This window comes from Rahnella sikkimica, assembly GCF_002951615.1.
Classification (GTDB): domain Bacteria; phylum Pseudomonadota; class Gammaproteobacteria; order Enterobacterales; family Enterobacteriaceae; genus Rahnella; species Rahnella sikkimica.
Genome location: NZ_CP019062.1, coordinates 3,120,140 through 3,141,965 on the forward strand (window position 1 = coordinate 3,120,140; position 21,826 = coordinate 3,141,965).

Consider the following 21,826-nt stretch of genomic DNA (forward strand, 5'->3'; position numbering starts at 1 on the left):
CTGGTCAATCAGTAATAACAGTATTTAAATCTCGGGGGAAAGAATGCACGCATAAAAAACCCCGGGCAAGCCCGGGGTTGAGAGTTGTGCATTCTTTTCTAACCAGCGGCTTATTTGCCGCTGAATTGCTCAAACATCGTGTTACCAGGATTTGGCGTACGAGGTTCATCAACTGGCGTTGGAGCTTTTGGCGCGCCACCGTCGTTAGAATTGTCAGTGCCATTTTTACCGTTTACATCGTCCCAACCCGCTGGAGGGCGAACTTCTGTACGGTTCATCAGGTCGTCAATTTGTGGTGCATCGATGGTTTCATATTTCATCAGGGCATCTTTCATTGAATGAAGGATATCCATGTTTTCCATCAGCAAAGTACGTGCACGCGCATAGTTACGTTCAACCAGTGATTTCACTTCCTGATCGATGATACGGGCAGTTTCATCAGACATATGCTTAGCTTTCGCGACTGAACGGCCGAGGAAGACTTCGCCTTCTTCTTCCGCATACAGCAACGGACCTAATTTCTCTGAGAAGCCCCACTGCGTAACCATGTTACGGGCAATAGATGTTGCAACTTTGATGTCGTTAGAAGCACCGGTAGACACTTTTTCCACGCCATAGATAATCTCTTCCGCAAGACGGCCACCGTACAGGGTAGAAATCTGGCTTTCAAGTTTCTGACGGCTTGCACTGATAGCATCGCCTACAGGCAGGAAGAAGGTCACACCCAATGCACGTCCGCGGGGAATAATCGTCACTTTATGCACAGGATCGTGTTCAGGAACCAGACGGCCAATGATGGCATGGCCAGCTTCATGGTACGCGGTCGATTCTTTCTGCGACTCTGTCATCACCATGGAGCGACGTTCCGCACCCATCATGATTTTGTCTTTGGCTTTCTCAAATTCAACCATAGACACAACGCGTTTGTTACCACGCGCAGAGAAGAGCGCGGCTTCGTTGACCAGGTTTGCCAGGTCAGCACCGGAGAAGCCAGGTGTACCACGGGCAATAACAGAAGGCTCAACATCAGTCGCTAAAGGAACGCGACGCATGTGAACTTTCAGAATCTGTTCACGGCCACGAACGTCTGGCAGACCCACGACAACCTGACGGTCAAAACGACCTGGACGCAGCAATGCCGGGTCAAGAACGTCCGGACGGTTGGTCGCGGCAATAACAATGATCCCTTCGTTACCTTCAAAGCCATCCATCTCAACCAGCATCTGGTTCAGCGTTTGTTCACGTTCATCGTGACCACCGCCTAAACCTGCACCACGCTGACGGCCAACGGCGTCAATCTCATCGATAAAGATGATACATGGAGCAGCTTTCTTCGCCTGTTCGAACATGTCACGTACACGAGACGCACCCACACCCACGAACATTTCTACGAAGTCAGAACCGGAAATAGTGAAGAATGGAACTTTTGCTTCACCTGCGATGGCTTTTGCCAGCAAGGTTTTACCGGTACCCGGAGGACCGACCATCAGAACGCCTTTAGGAATTTTACCGCCCAATTTCTGGAAACGGCTTGGCTCGCGCAGGTAATCTACCAGTTCGCTCACTTCTTCCTTCGCTTCGTCACAACCTGCAACATCCGCGAATGTCGTTTTGATTTGGTCTTCCGTCAGCATGCGGGCTTTGCTTTTACCAAAGGACATTGCGCCTTTGCCACCGCCACCCTGCATTTGTCGCATGAAGAATATCCAGACGCCAATCAGCAGCAGCATCGGGAACCATGAAATAAAGATAGTTGCGAGGAAACTCTGCTGTTCAGGCGGTTCGCCGACAACTTTCACGTTTTTGCTCAGCAGCGTATCCAGTAATTTAGGGTCATTTACCGGGATATAAGTGGTGTACTTGCTGCTGTCTTTCTTGATTACATCAATCGCACGTCCGTTGATACGTACTTCACGAACCTGGTCTTGGGCCACTTCGGTAGTAAAGGTAGTGTAATCCACCTTACTACCATTCGACTCGCTGGGCCCAAAACTCTGAAATACAGACATCAATACAACTGCGATGACTAACCAGAGGATCAGGTTCTTCGCCATGTCACTCAAGGGATTAACCTCATATTACAACTGTGTTAACAAACAGCGTTAGGGGACTACAGTTTCCGCCCTGTCGCTACGATGTACACTTCTCGCGAACGTGCTCGGGAAGCGTCTGGCTTACGAATCTTCACCTTCGTAAACAGGGAGCGAATTTCCCGCAGGTATTCATCAAAGCCATCTCCCTGAAACACCTTCACCAGGAAACTTCCGCCTGGTGCTAATACATCCCGACACATATCCAGTGCTAACTCAACCAGATACATCGATTTTGGAATATCGACTGCCGGAGTACCGCTCATATTCGGGGCCATATCGGACATGACCACCTGAACTTTGTTTTCTCCCACGCGTTCAAGCAGCGCTTTGAGAACTAATTCATCACGAAAATCCCCCTGAAGGAAATCGACTCCAACAATAGGATCCATAGGTAAAAGGTCAAGAGCAATGATGCGCCCTTTGCTACCGATCAGTGTTGCGGCAAACTGTGACCATCCACCGGGCGCTGCGCCTAAATCCACAATCGTCATCCCGGGTTTAAACAGCTTATCGCTTTGCTGTATTTCATCAAGCTTAAACCAGGCGCGGGAACGCAGACCTTTTTTCTGAGCCTGAATCACATATTTATCGCTAAAGTGTTCCTGCAGCCAGCGGGTGGAACTTGCAGAACGCTTTTTAATAGACATTATTTAGTAACCATATAGTTTTCCAACCACCCTGTGTTAGAGCTTTTGGAACAAGCTGTTAGCATCATGACGTCTATGGCTAAGTCAGTATAATTCACTTCCCGGAGCAGTCCGGGTTGGTGATATACATGAGATGGCGGTAGAATGACCCGTTTTCAATCCCAACTTAAGCAAAAAAGACGATGAATCTTAACAATAAACAAAAACAGTACCTGAAAGGTCTGGCACATCCCCTAAAACCGGTTGTCATGCTGGGTAACAACGGCCTGACTGAAGGCGTGCTCGCCGAAATTGAACAGGCGCTGCAGCATCACGAGCTGATCAAGGTAAAAGTCGCGGCAGAAGAACGCGAAACGAAGACCTTGATCGTAGACGCAATCGTGCGTGAAACCAAGGCGTGTAATGTGCAAGTCATCGGCAATATGCTGGTACTTTATCGCCCTTCTACCGAAGACCGCAAAATTATCTTACCGCGTTAATTCGTTAAGGTTTAACGAAAAGCGCTTTAGATTTTCGGAAAGGTGCCACGAAATCACGTTCAGGGAAAGGCCTCAGGTGGCCTTTTTACTTTAGTTTTCAATTTACTGTGAAGCAATTCACTGCATGAATGTGAGATTTACAGGGCGAAACAACGCGTTTCGCCCTTTTTAATGCAGATTTTAGAGATACTCAACCTTCAGTACTTCAAACTCAACATCACCGCCAGGCGTTTTGATAACAACCACATCATCCTGTTCTTTACCGATCAAACCGCGTGCAATCGGTGAGTTCACAGAAATCAGATTCTGCTTAAAATCAGCTTCGTCATCGCCCACAATGCGATAGGTCTGCTCTTCTTCAGTGTCCAGGTTCAGTACTTTCACTGTAGCGCCAAAAATGACACGACCGGTTGCCGGCATTTTTGTGACATCAATAACCTGAGCATTAGAAAGCTTGGCTTCGATTTCCTGAATACGACCTTCGCAAAAACCCTGCTGTTCGCGGGCTGCGTGGTATTCAGCATTCTCTTTCAAATCGCCGTGTTCACGCGCTGTTGCAATATCTGCAATAATTTTCGGGCGACGGACGCCCTTCAGATGATCAAGTTCTTCACGTAATCTTTCTGCGCCACGCAACGTCATCGGAATCGGTTTCATATATTTATACCTCTAACTATGTCCTTTCGGTAAACACCGTCCTGATTGAATCAGGTAAGAATTTAAGCCAGCTTTTCTGACCGACTCTCTCTGGCGAAAAACAAAAAAAACCTTTCCCGGTGTTACCACCAGGTCAGGATTCATTTTGCATTATGATTCGTATTTTAACGTAGAGTTCACTGAGGATCATCGTTTACTTTCAGCCACGTTGCGCCTTGGTTCGTAGCATCGTAGTATGGCACCACTTTATCCTGCCGTTACCCAGAGCCTTTACTCAAAATAATGCGTTTTTTACGAATTGTCAGTGGATTAGCATGCGCGTTTGTTCTGAATACAAATGCGGCCCAGATCGAGAATTACACAGAATATCTGCCGGATGGCACGAATCTGGCTGTGCTGGTACAGAAAATCGGCGCCCCTGCCCCCGTGCTTGATTATCACGGTTCGCAGATGGCCCTGCCTGCCAGTACAATGAAAATTCTCACGGCGCTGGCAGCTCTCTTGCAGCTGGGCCCCGATTTCCGCTTCACCACCACGCTTGAAACTCCGGGTTCCGTTTCAGACGGCGTTCTGAAAGGTGATCTGGTTGCTCGTTTTTCCGGCGATCCGACGCTAAAACGTCAGAATATTCGGAATATGGTCGCTGTGCTAAAAAAACAGGGCATCAGAGAAATCAGTGGCGACGTGGTCATTAACACTTCCGTGTTTGCCAGCCACGATAAAGCCCCCGGCTGGCCCTGGAACGATATCACCCAGTGTTTCAGCGCACCGCCGGCTGCCGCGATTGTCGACAGAAACTGTTTTTCTGTTTCCCTCTACAGCGCCCCAAAACCGGACGAAAATGCCTTTATCCGCGTGGCATCCTATTATCCTGTTCACATGTTTAGCGAAGTACGCACCCTGGCTAAAGGTTCGCCGGATGCACAGTACTGCGAGCTGGATGTGGTGCCGGGCGAGTTTAACCGTTACACGCTGACAGGCTGTCTGACTCAGCGCAGTGAGCCATTGCCCCTGGCCTTTGCGATTCAGGATGGCGCTAGTTATGCGGGCGCAATTCTCAAAGACGAGTTGCTGCAAGCCGATATTCAGATTGATGGCACGTTAAAACGCCAGACTCAGCAAACGCCTGCCGGAACCGTGCTCGCTCAAACGCAGTCCGTTCCGTTGCATGACTTGCTACATCAGATGCTGAAAAAATCCGACAACATGATCGCCGATACAGTCTTTCGTACGATTGGCCATCAGCGCTTTGGCGTGCCGGGTACCTGGCGCGCGGGTTCAGATGCAGTTCGTCAGATCCTGCGTCAGAAAGCAGGCGTGGATTTGGGTAACTCGATTCAGGTTGATGGCTCCGGCCTTTCCCGCCATGATTTATTGTCACCGGCCACCATGATGCAGGTGCTGCAATACATCGCGCAGCACGATAAAGAGTTAGACTTTATTTCAATGCTGCCATTGGCGGGCCATGACGGAACCTTGCAATATCGCGGCGGTCTTCATGAAGCAGGCGTAGATGGCAAAGTGTCGGCGAAAACCGGTTCACTGGCTGGCGTTTATAACCTGGCAGGCTTTATCACCACGGCCAGCGGACAGCGCATGGCATTTGTCCAGTTCCTCTCCGGTTACGCGGTTCCGCCTGAAGACCAGCGCACACGACGTGCTCCGCTGGTGCGCTTTGAGAGCCGTCTTTACAAGGACATCTACCAAAATAATTAACCACGGAGTCGTGCCAGACGATGAAACTGCTGATAGTTGAAGACGATGAACTTTTACGGCAGGGATTATCTCTGGCACTTACCAGTGATAATTATGTTTGCGACTGCGCTTCTACAGCTGCCGAAGCGCAAAGTCTGATCCAAACCAGCCAGTACAGTCTGGTGATCCTGGATTTGGGATTACCGGACAAAGATGGCGCAACGCTGTTGCGTCAGTGGCGGCGTCAAAATATTTCCCTCCCCGTGCTGATTCTCACTGCCCGCGATGCGCTGGAGGATCGCGTTGATGGTCTGGATGCTGGCGCGGACGACTATCTGATCAAACCTTTCGCGCTGGTTGAATTACAGGCACGCGTCCGGGCGCTTATCCGCCGTTATCAGGGGCAGAGCGACAATCAAATCTCAGTCGGAAATCTGACCATTAATCTTTCGTCACACCAGGCCTATCTTGGCGGCTCTCCGGTGGAAGTCACGCCTAAAGAATTCGCCATTTTATCCCGTCTGATGATGCGCGCCGGGCAGACCGTCAATCGGGAATTACTTCAGCAAGACCTCTACACCTGGCAGGACGATTTGGGCTCCAATACGCTGGAAGTTCATGTACACAATTTGCGGCGTAAGTTGGGCAAAGAACTCATCCGTACAGTCCGCGGTATTGGCTATCGTCTGGAAGTTTTACCATGACCAGTATGCGCCGCCGCCTGCTGGTTATGCTGGCGCTGATCCTCTTCGTCACCCAACTTACCAGCGTTTTCTGGCTTTGGCATGAGAGCCAGGAGCAGATAAACCTGCTGGTGAATGACACGCTTTCTGCAAAAGTCCGCAATGCCCATGTTGAGAAAGAGATAGCGGAAGCCATTGCGTCTCTTATTGCGCCCTCTTTGCTGATGATGACGATTACGCTGGTGTTATCTTTCTGGGCCATCAGCTGGATTATCCGCCCGCTCAATCAGTTACAAGAACGCCTGGAAACCCGCTCTGCGGATAACCTGACGCCGCTGCCATTGAACAGTGAAATACGGGAGATCGTGGCCGTCACCAACACCCTCAATCAGTTGTTCTCACGCCTTTCCAACACCATCCAACAGGAACGACTGTTCACCGCCGATGCCGCGCATGAGCTGAGAACGCCGCTGGCAGGTGTCAGGTTGCACCTTGAAATTATGCAAAAGAATGGTGTTGATGGCAGCGATACGCTGATAAATCGCATCGATCTGTTGATGCATACCATCGAACAATTACTGATGCTTTCGCGCGCCGGGCAAAATTTTGCAAAAGGCGAATATCAGCAGGTGGATCTGGTGAGTCACGTCGTCAGACCTCTCAGGGAAGAACTGAGTGAAATGCTTGCCGATCGTCAGCAAAAATTGATCGTGCATACGCCGGTGCGGGCAGAAATTCAGGGAGATGCGGTACTGCTCCGGCTTATGGTACGAAATCTGGTTGAAAACGCGTACCGGTACGGGCCGGAGAACAGTGAAATCACTATCGCGATTGAACCTCAGAACAACGGTTTTCTGATACAGATTAACGACGAAGGTCCGGGCATTAATGAAGCCAAAGCCAGCGAACTGACACAAGCCTTCAAACGAGGCGATGAGCGCTATGGCGGCAGCGGGTTAGGTTTGAATATTGTCATACGTATTGCGAATTTACACGGTGGAACCCTGACGCTTCGTAACCGCGCTGCGGCTAAAGGACTCAGCGCGCAATGCTGGTTACCTGATCTGGCATTGCAAACCTCATTAACACGCCGTCATCTCTGAAGAGCACACATTAAAAAAGGCTCCCCTGAACTGGGAGCCTTCTCGATTTAATCACAACGTAAGGACGGGAGATTAACGTTCGTAAATGATTTCGACACCTTCGTCGTCATCTTCATCCCAGTCATCATCCCAGTCGTCGTCAGCTTCAGATTCCACTTCAGCCAGCTGTTCACGGTGATAATCATCCCACATGAACTCAACTTTCTCTGGGATAGCCGCTTCAACGGCCATGTGCTTAGGATTTTCATTGATGAATTTCATCACATCCCAACACAGTGCGTTAACGCCTTCACGATTTGCCGCGGAAATCAGGTAATAATTACCTTCCCAGCCTAAAGCTTCAGCGATCGTTTTAGCACGTGCTTCTGCTTCTTCTTTTTCGATCAGATCAACTTTGTTGAACACTAACCAGCGCGGCTTTTCAGCCAGCTTGGCGTTGTATTGCTTCAGTTCGTTGATAATGACTTTAGCATTTTCGATCGGATCAGATTCGTCGACTGGCGCAATATCAATCAGGTGCAACAGAACGCGGCAGCGCTCAAGGTGCTTCAGGAAACGGATACCGAGGCCCGCGCCTTCAGAAGCGCCTTCGATCAGACCCGGGATGTCGGCAACCACGAAGCTTTGCTCGTGATCCATACGCACAACACCGAGGCTCGGAACCAAAGTGGTAAACGGATAGTCAGCCACTTTCGGCTTTGCAGCAGACACTGAACGGATAAATGTGGATTTACCCGCATTTGGCAGGCCCAGCATCCCTACATCAGCTAACAGCATAAGCTCAAGGGCGATATCACGCTCTTCGCCTTTGGTGCCCATAGTTTTTTGACGCGGCGAACGGTTCACGGAAGATTTGAAACGGGTGTTGCCCAAACCGTGGAAACCGCCTTTAGCCACCATATTGATCTGACCATTTTGGGTCATATCGGCCAGCACTTCGCCCGTACTCTGATCCAGAACACGTGTTCCGACAGGCACTTTGATGGTGATGTCTTTACCGCGCTTACCCGTACAGTCGCTGCTTTGACCGTTGGTTCCGCGCTCAGCACGATAAGATTTCACAAAGCGGAAATCGATCAGCGTATTAAGGTTTTCATCAGCAAGCAGGTAAACATCACCGCCGTCACCGCCGTCGCCGCCATCAGGGCCACCACGGGGGATATATTTTTCGCGGCGGAAGCTGACGCACCCGTTACCGCCATCACCGGCCACAACCAGAATCGTGGCTTCATCAACAAACTTCATTTGTACCGTCTCCGTAAATCATTCGCCGTGCAGCTAGTGTTTAGCTGCCAGGTTTTGCTCTGTCCGACGTGGCCACCAGCGATGGCCAACTGCGGAAAACATTGCCCCCGCCACCACCACAATTGCCCCGATATAACCAATAAAATTGAGCACGGGTGCAGCAAAAAAGTCAGGCCAGGCAAATGCCAGTAAATCTGAAAATAGCAGGGTAAACAGCGGAGTCAGCGTCACAATTGCACTGACCTGGGCCGCCTGCCATCTCGCCATCGCTTCCGCTAAGGCGCCATATCCTACCAGGGTATTCGCGCCGCAAAACAACAGACAGGCAAACTGCCAGCCGCTGAGCTGTGAAAGCACCGCCGGGCTGGCCAGCGGGAGCAATGCGATAGAACATAAAGTGTACAGCAAAAACAGGATCTGCGGCGAGGCAAGTTGGCGCAGTAATACTTTCTGTGCCACACCATAAACCACCCAAACAGAGGCTGCCCCGACACCAAAGATCACACCCAAAGTGTAATCCGTGAGGCGGGTGAAAATTTCAATCAGGCTGGTATTAAAGAACAATACCAACCCGAAAATCAGCATACTGGCGCCAATGACCTGTGTGATTCGCATCCTTTCTTTCAGGATGATCACACTCGCAAACATCATTCCGACCGGCGAAAGTTGGCCGATAACCTGAGAGGCTGTCGGGCTTAGAAACTGCAGCGAAGAACTAAAAAGAACGAAGTTCCCCAGCAATCCGCATGTAGCGATCAACACTAAAACCAGCCAGCGCGGGCGATTAAAAATCGTTCTGGGCGGCAACCTGCGCTTTACAGCCAGAATGCACCCCAGCACAATTGCTGCCAGAGAAAACCGGTACCAAACCACAGTAAAGGGATCCATGACCACCAGCACCTGCTTCATGGCGATGGGTAAAGAACCCCAACTGATAGCAGTAATCAGCGCCAACAGGATGCCAACAGATGCCTGTGATTTTGTGTCCATATCCCGCCAGAATGGGCTAACCAGAATGTAAAAAGCCCCGCAACGAATTGCGGGGCTTACATCTATTTACTAAGACGCGAAAAACTTATTCAGCTTCGATGCTGATGTACTTACGGTTTTTCGGGCCTTTAACTTCGAACTTGACTTTACCGTCAGCCAAAGCAAACAGAGTGTGGTCCTTGCCGCAACCCACGTTGATACCAGCGTGGAATTTGGTGCCGCGCTGACGAACGATGATGCTGCCTGCCAGTACTGCTTCGCCGCCAAAGCGTTTTACGCCCAGACGTTTAGCTTCTGAATCGCGACCGTTACGTGTGGAGCCGCCAGCCTTTTTGTGTGCCATTGTTCCGCTCTCCTAATCTTAAGCGCTGATGCCGGTGATTTTAACGTCAGTGAACCACTGACGGTGGCCCTGCTGCTTACGATAGTGTTTACGACGACGAAACTTAACGATTTTGACCTTTTCGCCACGACCGTGAGCAACGACTTCAGCTTTAACTACACCGCCAGCAACTAATGGCAGGCCGATGTTGATTTCTTCACCGTTTGCAATCATCAGAACCTGATCGAACTCGATAGCTTCGCCAGTTGCAACGTCCAGCTTCTCCAGGCGAATAGTCTGCCCTTCGCTGACACGGTGTTGTTTACCACCACTTTGGAAAACCGCGTACATATAAAACTCCGCTTTCCGCGCACTCAACTTTGTATAGTCCAGAGGGCGCTATAAATATTCACAATAGGGCGCGAATTCTACGCAAAAAATCAGCATAAGACAAGAGCACAATGACGACAAAAGAAGAAAAAAAGCGCAGTTCTTTCGATATCATTTATCTACACTGTTTTTCAAGTACAATCCCCATTACAGTTAGCGCCATGTGCCAATGTGAGCCAGACCTCATTGCGGCGAAGAGAAAAACAGCCGAAAAAACACAATGAACCTAGAACAGATTATCGATCTTACCCAGGATGACATGGCTGCGGTCAACGCATCCATCCTTGAGCAGTTGAATTCAGAGGTTTCTCTCATCAATCAGCTGGGATATTACATCATCAGTGGCGGCGGCAAACGTATCCGTCCGATGATAGCAGTACTCGCAGCCAAAGCACTATCTTACGACGGTGATAAACACATAAAAGTCGCCGCGTTGATTGAGTTTATTCATACCGCAACATTACTGCACGATGACGTGGTGGATGAGTCTGATATGCGTCGTGGTAAAGCCACCGCTAACGCAGCGTTTGGTAACGCGGCAAGCGTGCTGGTTGGTGATTTTATCTACACCCGCGCTTTCCAGATGATGACGGATTTGGAATCAATGCCTGTTCTGGCCCTGATGGCCAAAGCGGTGAATGTGATTGCAGAGGGTGAAGTGCAGCAGCTCATCAACTGTAATGATCCGGACATTACCGAAGAAAGCTATATGCAGGTCATTTACAGTAAAACTGCCCGTCTGTTCGAAGCCGCATCACAATCTTCTGCCATGCTGGCTGGTGGAAGCACTGAACAAATTACGGCGTTGCAAGATTATGGTCGCTATTTGGGCACCGCATTCCAGCTGATTGACGATTTGCTGGATTATGACGCAGACGGTGAAACGCTGGGTAAGAATACCGGTGACGACCTTGATGAAGGTAAACCGACTTTGCCACTTTTGCATGCGATGCAACACGGCGATGCTGAACAGTCGGCGATGATTCGCAAAGCTATCGAAGAAGGCAACGGGCGTCATTTGCTGGAGCCCGTTTTAGCCGCCATGCATCAGTGGGGATCTCTGGCTTACACGCGTCAGCGCGCTGAAGAGGAGGCTGATAAAGCGATTCAGGCACTTCAGGTTCTTCCTGAATCCGATTATCGCTCAGCGCTGGAAGGTTTGGCGCATCTGTCCGTAAAACGCGATTTCTAATGTTTTCCTGACGTGCCTGTCTGCACAGGCGCGTCAGGTGTAGCAAATCTAGGAATCGTCAGACTTACGCAGCCTGTTTAGTATTTCCGATATCCCTTCCCTTACGATAAAAGAGATCATTGTTTCGCGCTCTGGCTCCCTGAGTTGCTTGTAACTTTCGATCCAGATCGCCAGTGGATCCTGATGTGACGTGTAAACATATTCAGCAGAGTGTTCATTCATCGCCAGACTGGCGACGGTATTCCCCGGCAGGCTGTCTATGTGATATTCCACTGCCCGCCCCTGGACACCGCGACGCCGCCGTTTAATCCAACATAATCTGCGAGCCATCCCATGCACGCCCTGTGTTGATGTAGGAAGGCCATCTTTCCCGGTCAGTTCCTTTGCTGCAAACCACTCTTTTTTCATAACGATCCTTGTCTTTCTCATATAATCCAATAAGAAAGGTTGCTGTTATAAATCCATGAGAATTATGCGGATGCTTTCCCTTTTCACCATAAGTCCACTTTAGAGAAAATATTAAAACAGACCATTTAGGAAAACGCCTATTTAACGGAAAGAAGATATTCAATTTTTCGGAATGAGTCTACTGTTGAAGAACATTGTTTCCATGAATTATGTTTATCAACAACAGAATATCGACCTTAAAAGTATTTTTTAGAAAGTTATGTAATCAGATTTCTGGTCAGAATATTAGATAATGATTTAAATCATTATAAAACAATGGCTAAAATGAATATTCCGCCATATTACTCCCATCTTATCTCTATAATTCATTAGCGCAGATCGTTATATCATACCCTCAAATCACTGAGATCTATAGATACGTTCAAAATATCAACACTTCAATAACGCGTTCGTATTAAATGAATTCAAAATAAACGACAAGAACAGATGAAAATGAAAAAAAGCAAACTGAATTTACTTGTTTGTTTTAACTTTAATAAGAATGTATTTTCTTAATCCGTGCAAAAAATATTTTTAGGAAACATTGATGAGATTGAACAGGAAGCGAGTAAACAATCATTGAATATATGTTTGCATAAAATAGTCTTATAAAAGCGATTTAAAAATAAGGGAAATACCATGATGACAAGGAATGATGACTGGCATCAGGCTGATATTATCGCAGCACTGAGAAAAAAAGGAACGACCCTGGCCGCAGTCTCGCGCTCCGCCGGATTGAGCTCTTCAACGCTCTCGAATGCACTTTCCAGACCCTGGCCAAAAGGAGAGTTACTCATCGCCAGCGCGCTGGGCATCCACCCTTCAATTATCTGGCCAAGCCGCTACTTCGATGCCACCACGTTTAAGATCATTGAGCGCCGGTGCCGCATTCCCAATGAGAATAAATGATGTGAAGAAAGCCGCCGGATTTCCCAGCGGCTTCCCATGAGGCTCATCAGTGATTGATAAACTGTTCGCCAAGTTCGATATCTTTACGCAGGATATCCAGCATCGAATCCAATGATTGCTGTTCAAAAGCGCTGAGCTTACCAATGTCAATGAGCTCAGTGACCCCTTTTCTACCCAACAAAACAGGCTGTGCGAAGAATCGGGCATAATCGCCCTTACCTTCTACATAGGCGCATTCAACCACGTTGCTTTCGCCTTGTAAGGCACGAACCAAAGAAAGCCCAAAGCGTGCGGCAGCTTGCCCCATAGACAAAGTTGCAGAACCGCCACCCGCTTTGGCTTCGACCACTTCGGTTCCCGCATTCTGAATGCGTTTGGTCAGCGCAGCGATTTCATCGTCGCTAAATACCACATCAGGCACCTGAGACAATAAAGGAAGGATCGTCACACCTGAATGTCCGCCAATCACGGGCACATCAATCTCTTCCGGGTGCTTATCTTTAAGCTCAGCCACAAACGTGTTCGAGCGGATTGCATCCAGTGTCGTCACGCCGAACAGTTTGTTTTTGTCATACACGCCCGCATTTTTCAGCACTTCGGCAGCAATCGCGACCGTGGTGTTGACCGGGTTGGTGATAATGCCGATTAAGGCTTGCGGACAGGTTGTCGCAACCTGCTGAATCAGATTACGAACAATACCGGCGTTAACATTGAAAAGGTCGGAACGATCCATACCCGGTTTACGCGCCACGCCGGCAGAGATCAAAACGATATCCGCACCTTCCAGAGCTGGTGTTGCATCTTCGCCACAAAAACCTTTAATTTTGACGGCTGTAGGGATATGGCTCAGATCGACAGCGACACCCGGAGTAACAGGCGCGATATCATATAATGACAGTTCAGAACCGGAAGGTAGCTGGGTCTTGAGCAGAAGTGCGAGGGCCTGACCGATACCGCCCGCAGCACCTAGAACTGCAACTTTCATCCTATACTCCTTTTTAATCACTAACTTATAAGTGTCGTGGGATTATTTTGGGTGTGACCTTAATCACTTATACAGCTAAAAACAATCGCTCAACTGCTGGAAAACTGAGCTTGGTCGTTAAGAAAGTAAAAAAACACCTGTTCGCGCCTTTTTTCGGCTTTTTATGACTTTTAATCGGAAAGCGACACCTTAAAAGTAGCACCACAAAACACACCAGGTTAAAAAATGGTTAAATTCGATTCAATGTGAGAGCTGAATCGAGATCATGGGTATAACAACATCCTGACTCATCACTTCACTGCAATGCACAATTTCGGCATATTCATGGCATTCTGGTATATGTTACGGCGCTCACACTCCTGTCTGAATGCATAATCTGGAGGTTTCCTGCCAGCCTCGTGTTGCATAAAAATGCAAATATATGCATAATCAACGAAATGATGATACAGAGACCAGGGTGCAAAATGCGTAATCCTGCTAAACAGGAAGATTTGATCAAAGCCTTCAAAGCACTGTTGAAGGAAGAGAAATTCAGTTCTCAGGGCGAAATTGTCGTCGCACTTCAGGAAGACGGTTTCGAAAATATCAATCAGTCAAAAGTCTCACGGATGCTGACAAAATTCGGTGCGGTGCGTACCCGAAACGCGAAAATGGAGATGGTTTACTGCCTGCCTGCCGAAATCGGCGTGCCGACAACCACCAGCCCGCTGAAGAATTTGGTATTAGACATAGACCATAACGACGCCGTCGTCGTGATCCGCACCAGTCCGGGCGCAGCACAGCTGATCGCCCGCCTGCTCGATTCCCTGGGTAAATCCGAAGGTATACTGGGCACCATTGCCGGTGATGACACAATTTTCACCACGCCAGCACGGGGTTTCAGCGTCAGACAGCTTCACGACGCCATCCTCAGTTTGTTTGAGCAGGAACTCTAGCCCAGCGGTATATTGCGCTGTTTCCTGCTGCCATTCTGTGCCTGAGGTCAGAAGAAAAGAATTTCTGGCCTCAGCGTGGTTTTACTTATCCGGTTACCCTTCTTGAACGTTCCCTCGCGGGCTTTCAATCTCCGCTTCGCGCCGTTATCGCTGTTAATTCCGTTCACACAAAGCACTTTCCCGTCACATAAACATTTCCATGGTGTGACTGACTGCAAAATTAAGCACAAATAGTCAAATTCACTCAATCTTTTGATTTTACGGAAAATTAACAGAAAAAGGTCGCTTTTTACTCAGTTTTTATTCTTTTTTGTTATTAAAAATTCAAATAGCCCCCACATAACCACCAAAATAACTATTAGCAAACTATTAATATTCTGAGTGACTAGATGTATACTCATTTCCGTGGTGTGAAGCACCAGTTGCTGAAAACAAAATAAAATCGACGAGGTCAAAATCATGAACGTTAAAACTACAATTGCAACATTAAGCATTCTCTCTGCTCTGTCATTCGGTGCTTTTGCAGCACAACCCGTTACTCAGGATCAGGCCGCAAATCTTCAGTCACGCGGGATGATCAGTGTCAGCGGCGTTGCTGGCGCACCTTCTGATATCCGTCAGGCATTGTCTGACAAAGCGGATGCCAAAGGGGCTAAAGCATTTCGTGTGATTGAAGTACGCGAAGAAGGTAACTACCACGCTACCGCAGAAATTTACCAATAAGTTTGGGTAAATGAAGCGAAGGGGCCTGAATGATTCAGGCCCGCGCAAAGCGCATCAAGACGGATTTGTCTCTGCCATCATCAATGTTCCTGCACGCTTCGTGCGTTGCCGGACTCCGATATTCCAGAACTGATGAATCCAAATCTCAACCGACGTTGCTCTCATTAATAGCCTTAACGTCTATGAAATTAGGAAATTATCATGAAAATCATGACCACTATCGCCGCTCTTAGCCTGCTGTCTGCTGTTTCTTTCGGTGCGTCTGCCGCACAACTGGTTTCTAATCAACAGGCAGAAAACCTTCAGCCCATGGGCACTATCAGCGTCAGCGGCGTCAATGGCGTCCCAACAGACATCCGCCAGCAGTTGTCCGATAAAGCCGACAGCAAGGGCGCAAAATCTTACCGTGTGATCGAAGCGCATAACGACGGTGCTTATCACGCAACCGCAGAAATCTATCAATAAGATTTCTGAGTCAGTCCCTGATCCAAAGCCACTGCTTGAGTACTTGAATTAGCGTTTACCGGGTTTCAACAGCCACATACCAGCGAAAATCAATGCGCTGTTGAGGCTGGGAGAGAGAAGACACTGCTACTGCCGCTCTCTTGCTAACGTAACCCTCGTCGTCCTGTCCGACGACACCCTTTGGCCCTCAAATTTTTTGAGGGCTTTTTTTTGTCCAAAAATTGCCATGTTGACAAACAACAGGCAAAAAAAAAGCACAGCCATCGCTGTGCTTTCGGTATATCGCTTGCCAGTTTATTTTTCCTGGGCAGCTTCTGCTTTGGCCGCCAGCGCCGTCAGCAATTTTCCGTGAATACCACCAAAACCGCCGTTACTCATCACAAGAATATGATCGCCCGGCTGTGAGGCTTTGATCACCATATCGACCAGTGAATCGACGTCCGCACTCCAGTGCGCAGGCTGAATGCAGCGCTCGGCCACTTCCGCAACCTGCCACGGAATATGCTGCGGCTGCAGCAGGAACACTTCATCGGCGCGACCGAGAGAAGGTGCCAGCTCGTTTTTGCTCATGCCCATTTTCATGGTGTTTGAGCGGGGTTCGAGAACCGCCAGAATGCGTGCCGTGCCGCCTACTTTGCTGCGCAATGCAGAAAGCGTTGCCAGAATAGCCGTCGGGTGATGCGCAAAATCGTCATACACGCTGACGCCATTTTCCACACCACGCAGTTCAAGACGGCGACGGGCATTGATGAAATCACCCAGCGCCTTACAGGCATCTTCAGGTTTCACGCCAACATGACGCGCAGCGGCAATCGCCATCAATGCGTTATGCATATTGTGTTCGCCCACCAGATTCCATTTCACCTGCCCGACCACGTCGCCATGCAGATAAACGTCGAAAGTGCTGGCATCCGGCGTCAGTTTTTTGGCATCCCAGGCACAATTTTCCGTTTCACCGGCAAATTCCTGTTCACTCCAGCAACCCATCGCCATCACTTGTTTGAGCGGAGTGTCATGCTCAGGAAGGATAATTTTGCCTTTACCCGGCACCAGCCGCACAAGGTGATGGAACTGTTTCTGGATCGCTTTCAGATCATCAAAAATATCCGCATGATCGAACTCGAGATTGTTAAGGATCAGCGTGCGCGGGCTGTAGTGAACGAACTTAGACCGTTTATCAAAGAACGCGCAGTCGTATTCGTCCGCTTCCAGCACCATAAACGGGCTGTTTCCAAGACGTGCAGAAACGTCGAAATTACCCGGCACGCCGCCAATGACATAGCCCGGCTCATAACCGCAAGCTTCGAGGATCCACGTCACCATCCCGGCAGTCGTCGTTTTACCGTGCGTACCTGCTACCGCAATAACCCAGCGCCCCGGCAGAACATGATCGTGCAGCCACTGCGGGCCGGAGACATACGGGATCCCCTGTTCGAGCACCGCTTCGACGCACGGGTTTCCGCGCGTCATCGCGTTGCCGATAACCACCAGATCCGGCTGAGGATCTAACTGAGTCGGATCGTAACCCTGGATCAGGTCGATCCCCTGATTTTCCAGCAGCGTACTCATCGGTGGATAAACGTTGTCGTCCGAACCGGTTACCTGATGCCCTTGTGCACGTGCCAGCATCGCCAGCCCGCCCATGAACGTGCCGCAAATCCCAAGAATATGAATGCGCATATATTTTCCATTGATGCCTTTAAGTCAGCCGCTATTCTACCGCTCAGAATCGCCCAGAAGAAATGGATTTGCCTATGATTCGTCCATATATTTGGGCTAAACTGCCCATGCTCTTGTGAAGGTTTTATTAACGAACCGTTATCCATCCTAGATTCAGGGAACGTGTTATGAAAACGTTAGGCGAATTTATTGTTGAAAAACAGCAAGACTTTCCTCATGCAACCGGTGAGCTCACCGCCTTGCTGTCAGCAATAAAACTCGGCGCTAAAATCATTCACCGCGATATCAATAAAGCGGGTCTGGTTGACATTCTCGGCACCAGCGGTGTGGAAAATGTGCAGGGTGAAGTGCAGATGAAACTCGATCTGTACGCGAATGAAAAATTGAAAGCAGCAATGAAGGCGCGTGGCGAAATTGCCGGTATCGCGTCTGAAGAAGAAGATGAGATCGTCATTTTCGATGGCGAACGTGCTGAAAATGCAAAATATGTGATTTTGATGGATCCGCTGGACGGCTCTTCAAACATTGATGTTAACGTTTCAGTCGGAACCATCTTCTCTATTTACCGCAGAACTTCTCCGCTCGGCCAGCCCGTGACCGAAGCAGACTTCCTGCAACCGGGAAACCGCCAGGTTGCCGCAGGTTACGTGGTCTACGGCTCTTCCACCATGCTGGTTTACACTACCGGCGCAGGCGTTCATGCCTTTACTTACGATCCTTCACTCGGTGTATTCTGCCTCTCTCATGAAAAAGTCCGTTTCCCTGCAAAGGGCAACATGTACTCCATCAATGAAGGCAACTACATCAAATTCCCTCTTGGCGTTAAAAAATACATTAAGTATTGCCAGGAGCAGGATGAAGCGACGCAACGCCCTTACACCTCACGTTACATCGGTTCACTGGTTGCAGATTTCCACCGTAACCTGCTGAAAGGCGGAATTTATATTTACCCAAGCACGGCCAGTCATCCGACCGGAAAACTGCGTTTGTTGTATGAATGCAACCCGATGGCGTTCCTGGCTGAACAGGCTGGCGGTAAAGCCAGTGACGGTAAAAACCGCATTCTGGATATCATTCCGCAAAAACTGCACGAACGCGCGCCGTTCTTCGTCGGTAACAGCTCAATGGTTGAAGATGCAGAACGCTTTATCGCCCAATTCCCTGATGAATAAATCCGTACCCGACACAAAAATCATCAAAGAATGAACGTGATACCTCTGTAACTTAGCGTTTCCCAAATGCAAAAAGGTGGCTTTTTATGGCCACCTTTTTTATTGCATTCAGATTCAATGTATTAGTAATGCTCAGTGCGGTTCAGCTTAAACACCGCCATGCTTTCCGCCAGCAGTTGTGCCTGCTCTTCCAGAGAACGTGTCGCAGCCGTGGCTTGCTCGACCAGTGCCGCATTCTGCTGCGCAACCTGATCCATCTGCGTAATTGCCACGTTAACCTGCTCGATGCCGTGCGTCTGTTCCGTCGTCGCGATAGAGATTTCGCGCATCAGGCTGGTGACACGCGTCACTTCGCTGGAAATTTCAATCATCGTTTCCGCCGCTGATTTCACCATCGCCGACCCCTCCGACACGCGGTTATCAGAATCACCGATCAGCTCTTTGATTTCACGGGCGGATTGCGCGCTGCGCTGCGCGAGGCTCCGAACTTCACCGGCCACAACGGCAAAACCACGCCCCTGCTCACCGGCGCGGGCGGCTTCTACTGCGGCGTTCAGCGCCAGAATATTGGTCTGGAAAGCAATGCCGTCAATCACGCTGATAATGTCGCCGATACGTTTCGAACTGTCGGTAATGCCCTGCATTTTATCCATTACCTGATGAACAACTTCACTGCCTTTGTCCGCAATCACTGACACGCTTTGCGCCAGCTGATTGGCCTGTTCGGAGTTCGCCGCGTTCATGCGTACCGTTGACGTCAGTTGCTCCATACTGGCAGCGGTTTCTTCCAGAGAAGCGGCGGATTCTTCCGTGCGTTGCGCCAGATGAACGTTACCGGCGGCCAGTTCGCGGGAGCCGACGTCAATCTGATTCCCGGCATCGCGGACGCGCCCGACCGAAAGCACCAGCGAGTCCTGCATTTGCTTCATGGCCTTCAGCAGGCGTCCCATTTCATTATTGCGTGAGTCGTCTATTTCATGGGTCAGATCGCCTTTCGCGATAAATTCCAGCTGCGCAATCGAGAAATTCAACGGATGCATGATAATTTTTTGCAGGGCAAACCAGGCCAGCAACGCAATGGCCAGCGCGATGAGGAAAGCGATCACAATCACTGTTACCTGAATGTGAGCATTGGCGCGTGCCTGTTCAATTCTCTGGCGGGTGTTATCCGTTGCATACGCGCGGAAATCTGCCAGCGCTTTGTCATAAGCATTGCTGTACGGCGTGATTTTATTTTCCAGCACGTCATAATAACCGTCGGCGCTCTGCGCCTGAAGTGCGGCCAGAAGCGGAACCAGACCGTGAGTTTTATAGGCATCATAGGATTTTTTTACTGCATCCGATAAATCCCTTCCGCGCTGCGTGTCATCCAGAATATTGACAAATTTTGTCATGTCCGTATCTGCCTGTTTGATATACCCGGCAATCCGGTCGGTGGTCGATTTGGCGTCATCCATCATGCCGATTTCGAGCTGACGCACAGCAACGCCGCTGGCAACACGCGTGCGCAATGAGAAACTGTAGTTGTCCGCCAGCGAACCCAGTTCGTCTCCCTGAAGCTGGTTAATTTTCTGTAGTGACGTCGCACTTTGCCGGATGGCATTCGCGCCCAGCACACTCACCAGCAACAAAATCAACGTCATTACGACCAGTAAGCCAATCAGACCGGCTTTTACGCTCAACTTATTCAACATACGGTGTTATCCAGTTATTCAGGTGAAAAGGAGAAACTGCGAATGAGGTAGGGATCAGGTTTGCCTGATTTTTTGTATGAATATTGTTATCGGCAATCCACTGAATCTCTTGATAAGAAAAGCAAAAACAGGCAGTTACACGCCAAAGAGGCGGATGTATAAATTTTACTGCCGATTCTGGAGATTTTGACGATCCTCCGCAGCAGGTCATGCCGGAAAATAGCCGAAGGCGATACGACGAAAAGGGCGGGAAATCACGGAAGAGTTGGCTATAATGTGCGGCACTCTATTCCTGGTTCAACGAAGGAAACCAACAATGAGCTTACTGAACGTGCCGGCAGGCAAAGAACTGCCAGAAGATATCTACGTAGTGATCGAAATCCCGGCAAACGCGGATCCTATCAAATACGAAGTTGATAAAGACACTGGCGCACTGTTTGTAGACCGTTTCATGTCTACCGCAATGTTCTACCCTGCGAACTACGGTTACATCAACCACACCCTGTCTCTGGACGGCGACCCGGTTGACGTACTGGTTCCAACGCCATACCCGCTGCAACCAGGTTCTGTGATCCGTTGCCGTCCGGTTGGCGTTCTGAAAATGACTGACGAATCTGGCGAAGATGCGAAAGTTATTGCGGTTCCGCACACTAAACTGAGCAAAGAATACGATCACATCAAAGATGTGAACGACCTGCCAGAACTGCTGCGCGGCCAGATCACTCACTTCTTCGAGCAATACAAAGCGCTGGAAAAAGGCAAATGGGTGAAAATTGAAGGCTGGGCTGATGCCGCTGCTGCAAAAGCTGAAATCGTGACCTCCTTCGAGCGCGCTAAAAACAAGTAATTGTTTTCTGCGGCACGAAAAAAAACACCGTCCACTGGACGGTGTTTTTTTATGTATAACGCTTTGTCAAACAACGACTATTTCTGACGACCTTGCTCAGATTACTCGCTGACCGGTTCGTTACGCTTTACCCAGTCGCCACCCTCAATTCTCGGCACACCATCCAGTGAGCGAATGTAGAGGTAAATCCAGGCACTGCCGTAAGGCGTCGAAATTAGCTCGCGACGATAATCTTTCGTATTACTTTTCAGCTCATCCAACTCAGCCATGATTGACGAGTTAATGCGGTAAACTTCGCAATAGACTTTTCCGTCCCCTGGAATGACTGCCGGATAGTGCCCCAGATTATAAAGCGCATACCCTTCCAGCTCATGGTCACCCAACCATTGAGCATTCGTCATCCAATGACTATTGCCTTGCTTGCGTCGCAGACTACCGTAAACAATTATTCGCATGTTTATATTCGTATAGTA

23 protein-coding genes are annotated in these 21,826 nt (G+C 49.2%); 11 read left to right on the forward strand and 12 right to left on the reverse strand.

The features are described from left to right. Window positions 1-110: 110 nt before the first annotated feature. Together ftsH and rlmE are read right to left on the reverse strand one after the other, a co-directional pair. Window positions 111-2,054, reverse strand: coding sequence for an ATP-dependent zinc metalloprotease FtsH (ftsH, locus tag BV494_RS14395; protein WP_104923493.1), 1,944 nt, complete (start codon window positions 2,052-2,054; stop codon window positions 111-113). A 56-nt stretch (window positions 2,055-2,110) separates the two neighbouring features. Then, window positions 2,111-2,740, reverse strand: coding sequence for a 23S rRNA (uridine(2552)-2'-O)-methyltransferase RlmE (gene rlmE, locus BV494_RS14400; protein WP_104923494.1), 630 nt, complete (start codon window positions 2,738-2,740; stop codon window positions 2,111-2,113). Window positions 2,741-2,922: 182 nt separating this feature from the next. On the opposite strand from rlmE, the gene yhbY reads away from it, so the two are divergent. Continuing rightward, window positions 2,923-3,219: a ribosome assembly RNA-binding protein YhbY gene (gene yhbY, locus BV494_RS14405; protein ID WP_095923662.1), complete on the forward strand. Its 297-nt coding sequence runs from the start codon at window positions 2,923-2,925 to the stop codon at window positions 3,217-3,219. Between the two features lie 180 nt (window positions 3,220-3,399). Here yhbY and greA read toward each other — a convergent pair whose 3' ends face one another. Continuing rightward, complete coding sequence (greA, locus tag BV494_RS14410) at window positions 3,400-3,876, reverse strand: transcription elongation factor GreA (protein WP_104923495.1); 477 nt, start codon at window positions 3,874-3,876, stop codon at window positions 3,400-3,402. Between the two features lie 282 nt (window positions 3,877-4,158). Here greA and dacB point away from each other — a divergent pair, with 282 nt between their 5' ends. The 3 genes from dacB to pmrB are packed head-to-tail and all read left to right on the forward strand — an operon-like array spanning window position 4,159 to window position 7,357. After that, a complete protein-coding gene (gene dacB, locus BV494_RS14415) occupies window positions 4,159-5,592 on the forward strand; it encodes a serine-type D-Ala-D-Ala carboxypeptidase (protein ID WP_104923496.1) in 1,434 nt (477 codons plus the stop codon). A 20-nt stretch (window positions 5,593-5,612) separates the two neighbouring features. Next, the gene (pmrA, locus tag BV494_RS14420; protein ID WP_104923497.1) at window positions 5,613-6,275 is read left to right on the forward strand and encodes a two-component system response regulator PmrA; all 663 of its coding nucleotides are present in this window, start codon (window positions 5,613-5,615) and stop codon (window positions 6,273-6,275) included. Then, entirely contained in the window at window positions 6,272-7,357 is a 1,086-nt protein-coding gene (gene pmrB, locus BV494_RS14425) for a two-component system sensor histidine kinase PmrB (protein ID WP_104923498.1), read from the forward strand. The genes pmrA and pmrB overlap by 4 nt, the downstream gene beginning before the upstream one ends. Window positions 7,358-7,429: 72 nt before the next feature. On the opposite strand, the gene cgtA is transcribed toward pmrB, so the two are convergent. The 4 genes from cgtA to rplU form a co-directional block, all read right to left on the reverse strand. Then, the gene (gene cgtA / locus BV494_RS14430) at window positions 7,430-8,602 is read right to left on the reverse strand and encodes an Obg family GTPase CgtA (RefSeq protein ID WP_104923499.1); all 1,173 of its coding nucleotides are present in this window, start codon (window positions 8,600-8,602) and stop codon (window positions 7,430-7,432) included. Window positions 8,603-8,635: 33 nt separating this feature from the next. Beyond that, a complete protein-coding gene (locus BV494_RS14435) occupies window positions 8,636-9,592 on the reverse strand; it encodes a DMT family transporter (protein WP_104923500.1) in 957 nt (318 codons plus the stop codon). A gap of 85 nt (window positions 9,593-9,677) precedes the next feature. Continuing rightward, window positions 9,678-9,935, reverse strand: coding sequence for a 50S ribosomal protein L27 (rpmA, locus tag BV494_RS14440; RefSeq protein ID WP_013573805.1), 258 nt, complete (start codon window positions 9,933-9,935; stop codon window positions 9,678-9,680). Window positions 9,936-9,953: 18 nt separating this feature from the next. Then, window positions 9,954-10,265 (reverse strand): 50S ribosomal protein L21, encoded by a 312-nt coding sequence (gene rplU / locus BV494_RS14445; protein ID WP_104923501.1) that lies wholly within the window; start codon window positions 10,263-10,265, stop codon window positions 9,954-9,956. Window positions 10,266-10,524: 259 nt separating this feature from the next. On the opposite strand from rplU, the gene ispB reads away from it, so the two are divergent. Beyond that, window positions 10,525-11,496, forward strand: a complete 972-nt coding sequence (gene ispB, locus BV494_RS14450; RefSeq protein WP_104923502.1) for an octaprenyl diphosphate synthase — start codon at window positions 10,525-10,527, stop codon at window positions 11,494-11,496. A 48-nt stretch (window positions 11,497-11,544) separates the two neighbouring features. Here the strand turns inward: ispB and BV494_RS14455 are convergent, their stop codons facing one another. Continuing rightward, window positions 11,545-11,904: a DNA-binding protein gene (locus tag BV494_RS14455; protein ID WP_104923503.1), complete on the reverse strand. Its 360-nt coding sequence runs from the start codon at window positions 11,902-11,904 to the stop codon at window positions 11,545-11,547. A gap of 678 nt (window positions 11,905-12,582) precedes the next feature. On the opposite strand from BV494_RS14455, the gene BV494_RS14460 reads away from it, so the two are divergent. After that, window positions 12,583-12,852, forward strand: coding sequence for a helix-turn-helix domain-containing protein (locus BV494_RS14460; RefSeq protein ID WP_104923504.1), 270 nt, complete (start codon window positions 12,583-12,585; stop codon window positions 12,850-12,852). 46 nt (window positions 12,853-12,898) lie between these two features. Here the strand turns inward: BV494_RS14460 and mdh are convergent, their stop codons facing one another. After that, the gene (gene mdh, locus BV494_RS14465; protein WP_104923505.1) at window positions 12,899-13,837 is read right to left on the reverse strand and encodes a malate dehydrogenase; all 939 of its coding nucleotides are present in this window, start codon (window positions 13,835-13,837) and stop codon (window positions 12,899-12,901) included. 464 nt (window positions 13,838-14,301) lie between these two features. Here mdh and argR point away from each other — a divergent pair, with 464 nt between their 5' ends. The 3 genes from argR to yhcN (BV494_RS14480) all read left to right on the forward strand — a co-directional run bounded on the left by argR (window position 14,302) and on the right by yhcN (BV494_RS14480) (window position 15,960). Next, entirely contained in the window at window positions 14,302-14,772 is a 471-nt protein-coding gene (argR, locus tag BV494_RS14470; RefSeq protein WP_104923506.1) for a transcriptional regulator ArgR, read from the forward strand. Between the two features lie 459 nt (window positions 14,773-15,231). Then, window positions 15,232-15,495 (forward strand): peroxide/acid stress response protein YhcN, encoded by a 264-nt coding sequence (gene yhcN / locus BV494_RS14475; protein ID WP_101078305.1) that lies wholly within the window; start codon window positions 15,232-15,234, stop codon window positions 15,493-15,495. Between the two features lie 201 nt (window positions 15,496-15,696). After that, on the forward strand, window positions 15,697-15,960 hold the full coding sequence (gene yhcN, locus BV494_RS14480) for a peroxide/acid stress response protein YhcN (RefSeq protein WP_104923507.1): 264 nt from the start codon (window positions 15,697-15,699) through the stop codon (window positions 15,958-15,960). Between the two features lie 294 nt (window positions 15,961-16,254). On the opposite strand, the gene mpl is transcribed toward yhcN (BV494_RS14480), so the two are convergent. Further along, window positions 16,255-17,640, reverse strand: coding sequence for a UDP-N-acetylmuramate:L-alanyl-gamma-D-glutamyl-meso-diaminopimelate ligase (gene mpl / locus BV494_RS14485; RefSeq protein WP_104923508.1), 1,386 nt, complete (start codon window positions 17,638-17,640; stop codon window positions 16,255-16,257). Between the two features lie 167 nt (window positions 17,641-17,807). Between mpl and fbp the strand changes: the two genes are divergently transcribed. Then, on the forward strand, window positions 17,808-18,812 hold the full coding sequence (gene fbp / locus BV494_RS14490) for a class 1 fructose-bisphosphatase (protein WP_104923509.1): 1,005 nt from the start codon (window positions 17,808-17,810) through the stop codon (window positions 18,810-18,812). A 122-nt stretch (window positions 18,813-18,934) separates the two neighbouring features. Here the strand turns inward: fbp and BV494_RS14495 are convergent, their stop codons facing one another. Next, window positions 18,935-20,506: a methyl-accepting chemotaxis protein gene (locus BV494_RS14495; RefSeq protein ID WP_104923510.1), complete on the reverse strand. Its 1,572-nt coding sequence runs from the start codon at window positions 20,504-20,506 to the stop codon at window positions 18,935-18,937. A 316-nt stretch (window positions 20,507-20,822) separates the two neighbouring features. Here BV494_RS14495 and ppa point away from each other — a divergent pair, with 316 nt between their 5' ends. Continuing rightward, window positions 20,823-21,353, forward strand: coding sequence for an inorganic diphosphatase (ppa, locus tag BV494_RS14500; RefSeq protein ID WP_104923511.1), 531 nt, complete (start codon window positions 20,823-20,825; stop codon window positions 21,351-21,353). Window positions 21,354-21,454: 101 nt separating this feature from the next. Here ppa and BV494_RS14505 read toward each other — a convergent pair whose 3' ends face one another. Beyond that, window positions 21,455-21,808, reverse strand: coding sequence for a gamma-glutamylcyclotransferase family protein (locus BV494_RS14505; protein ID WP_104923512.1), 354 nt, complete (start codon window positions 21,806-21,808; stop codon window positions 21,455-21,457). Window positions 21,809-21,826 lie beyond the last annotated feature (18 nt).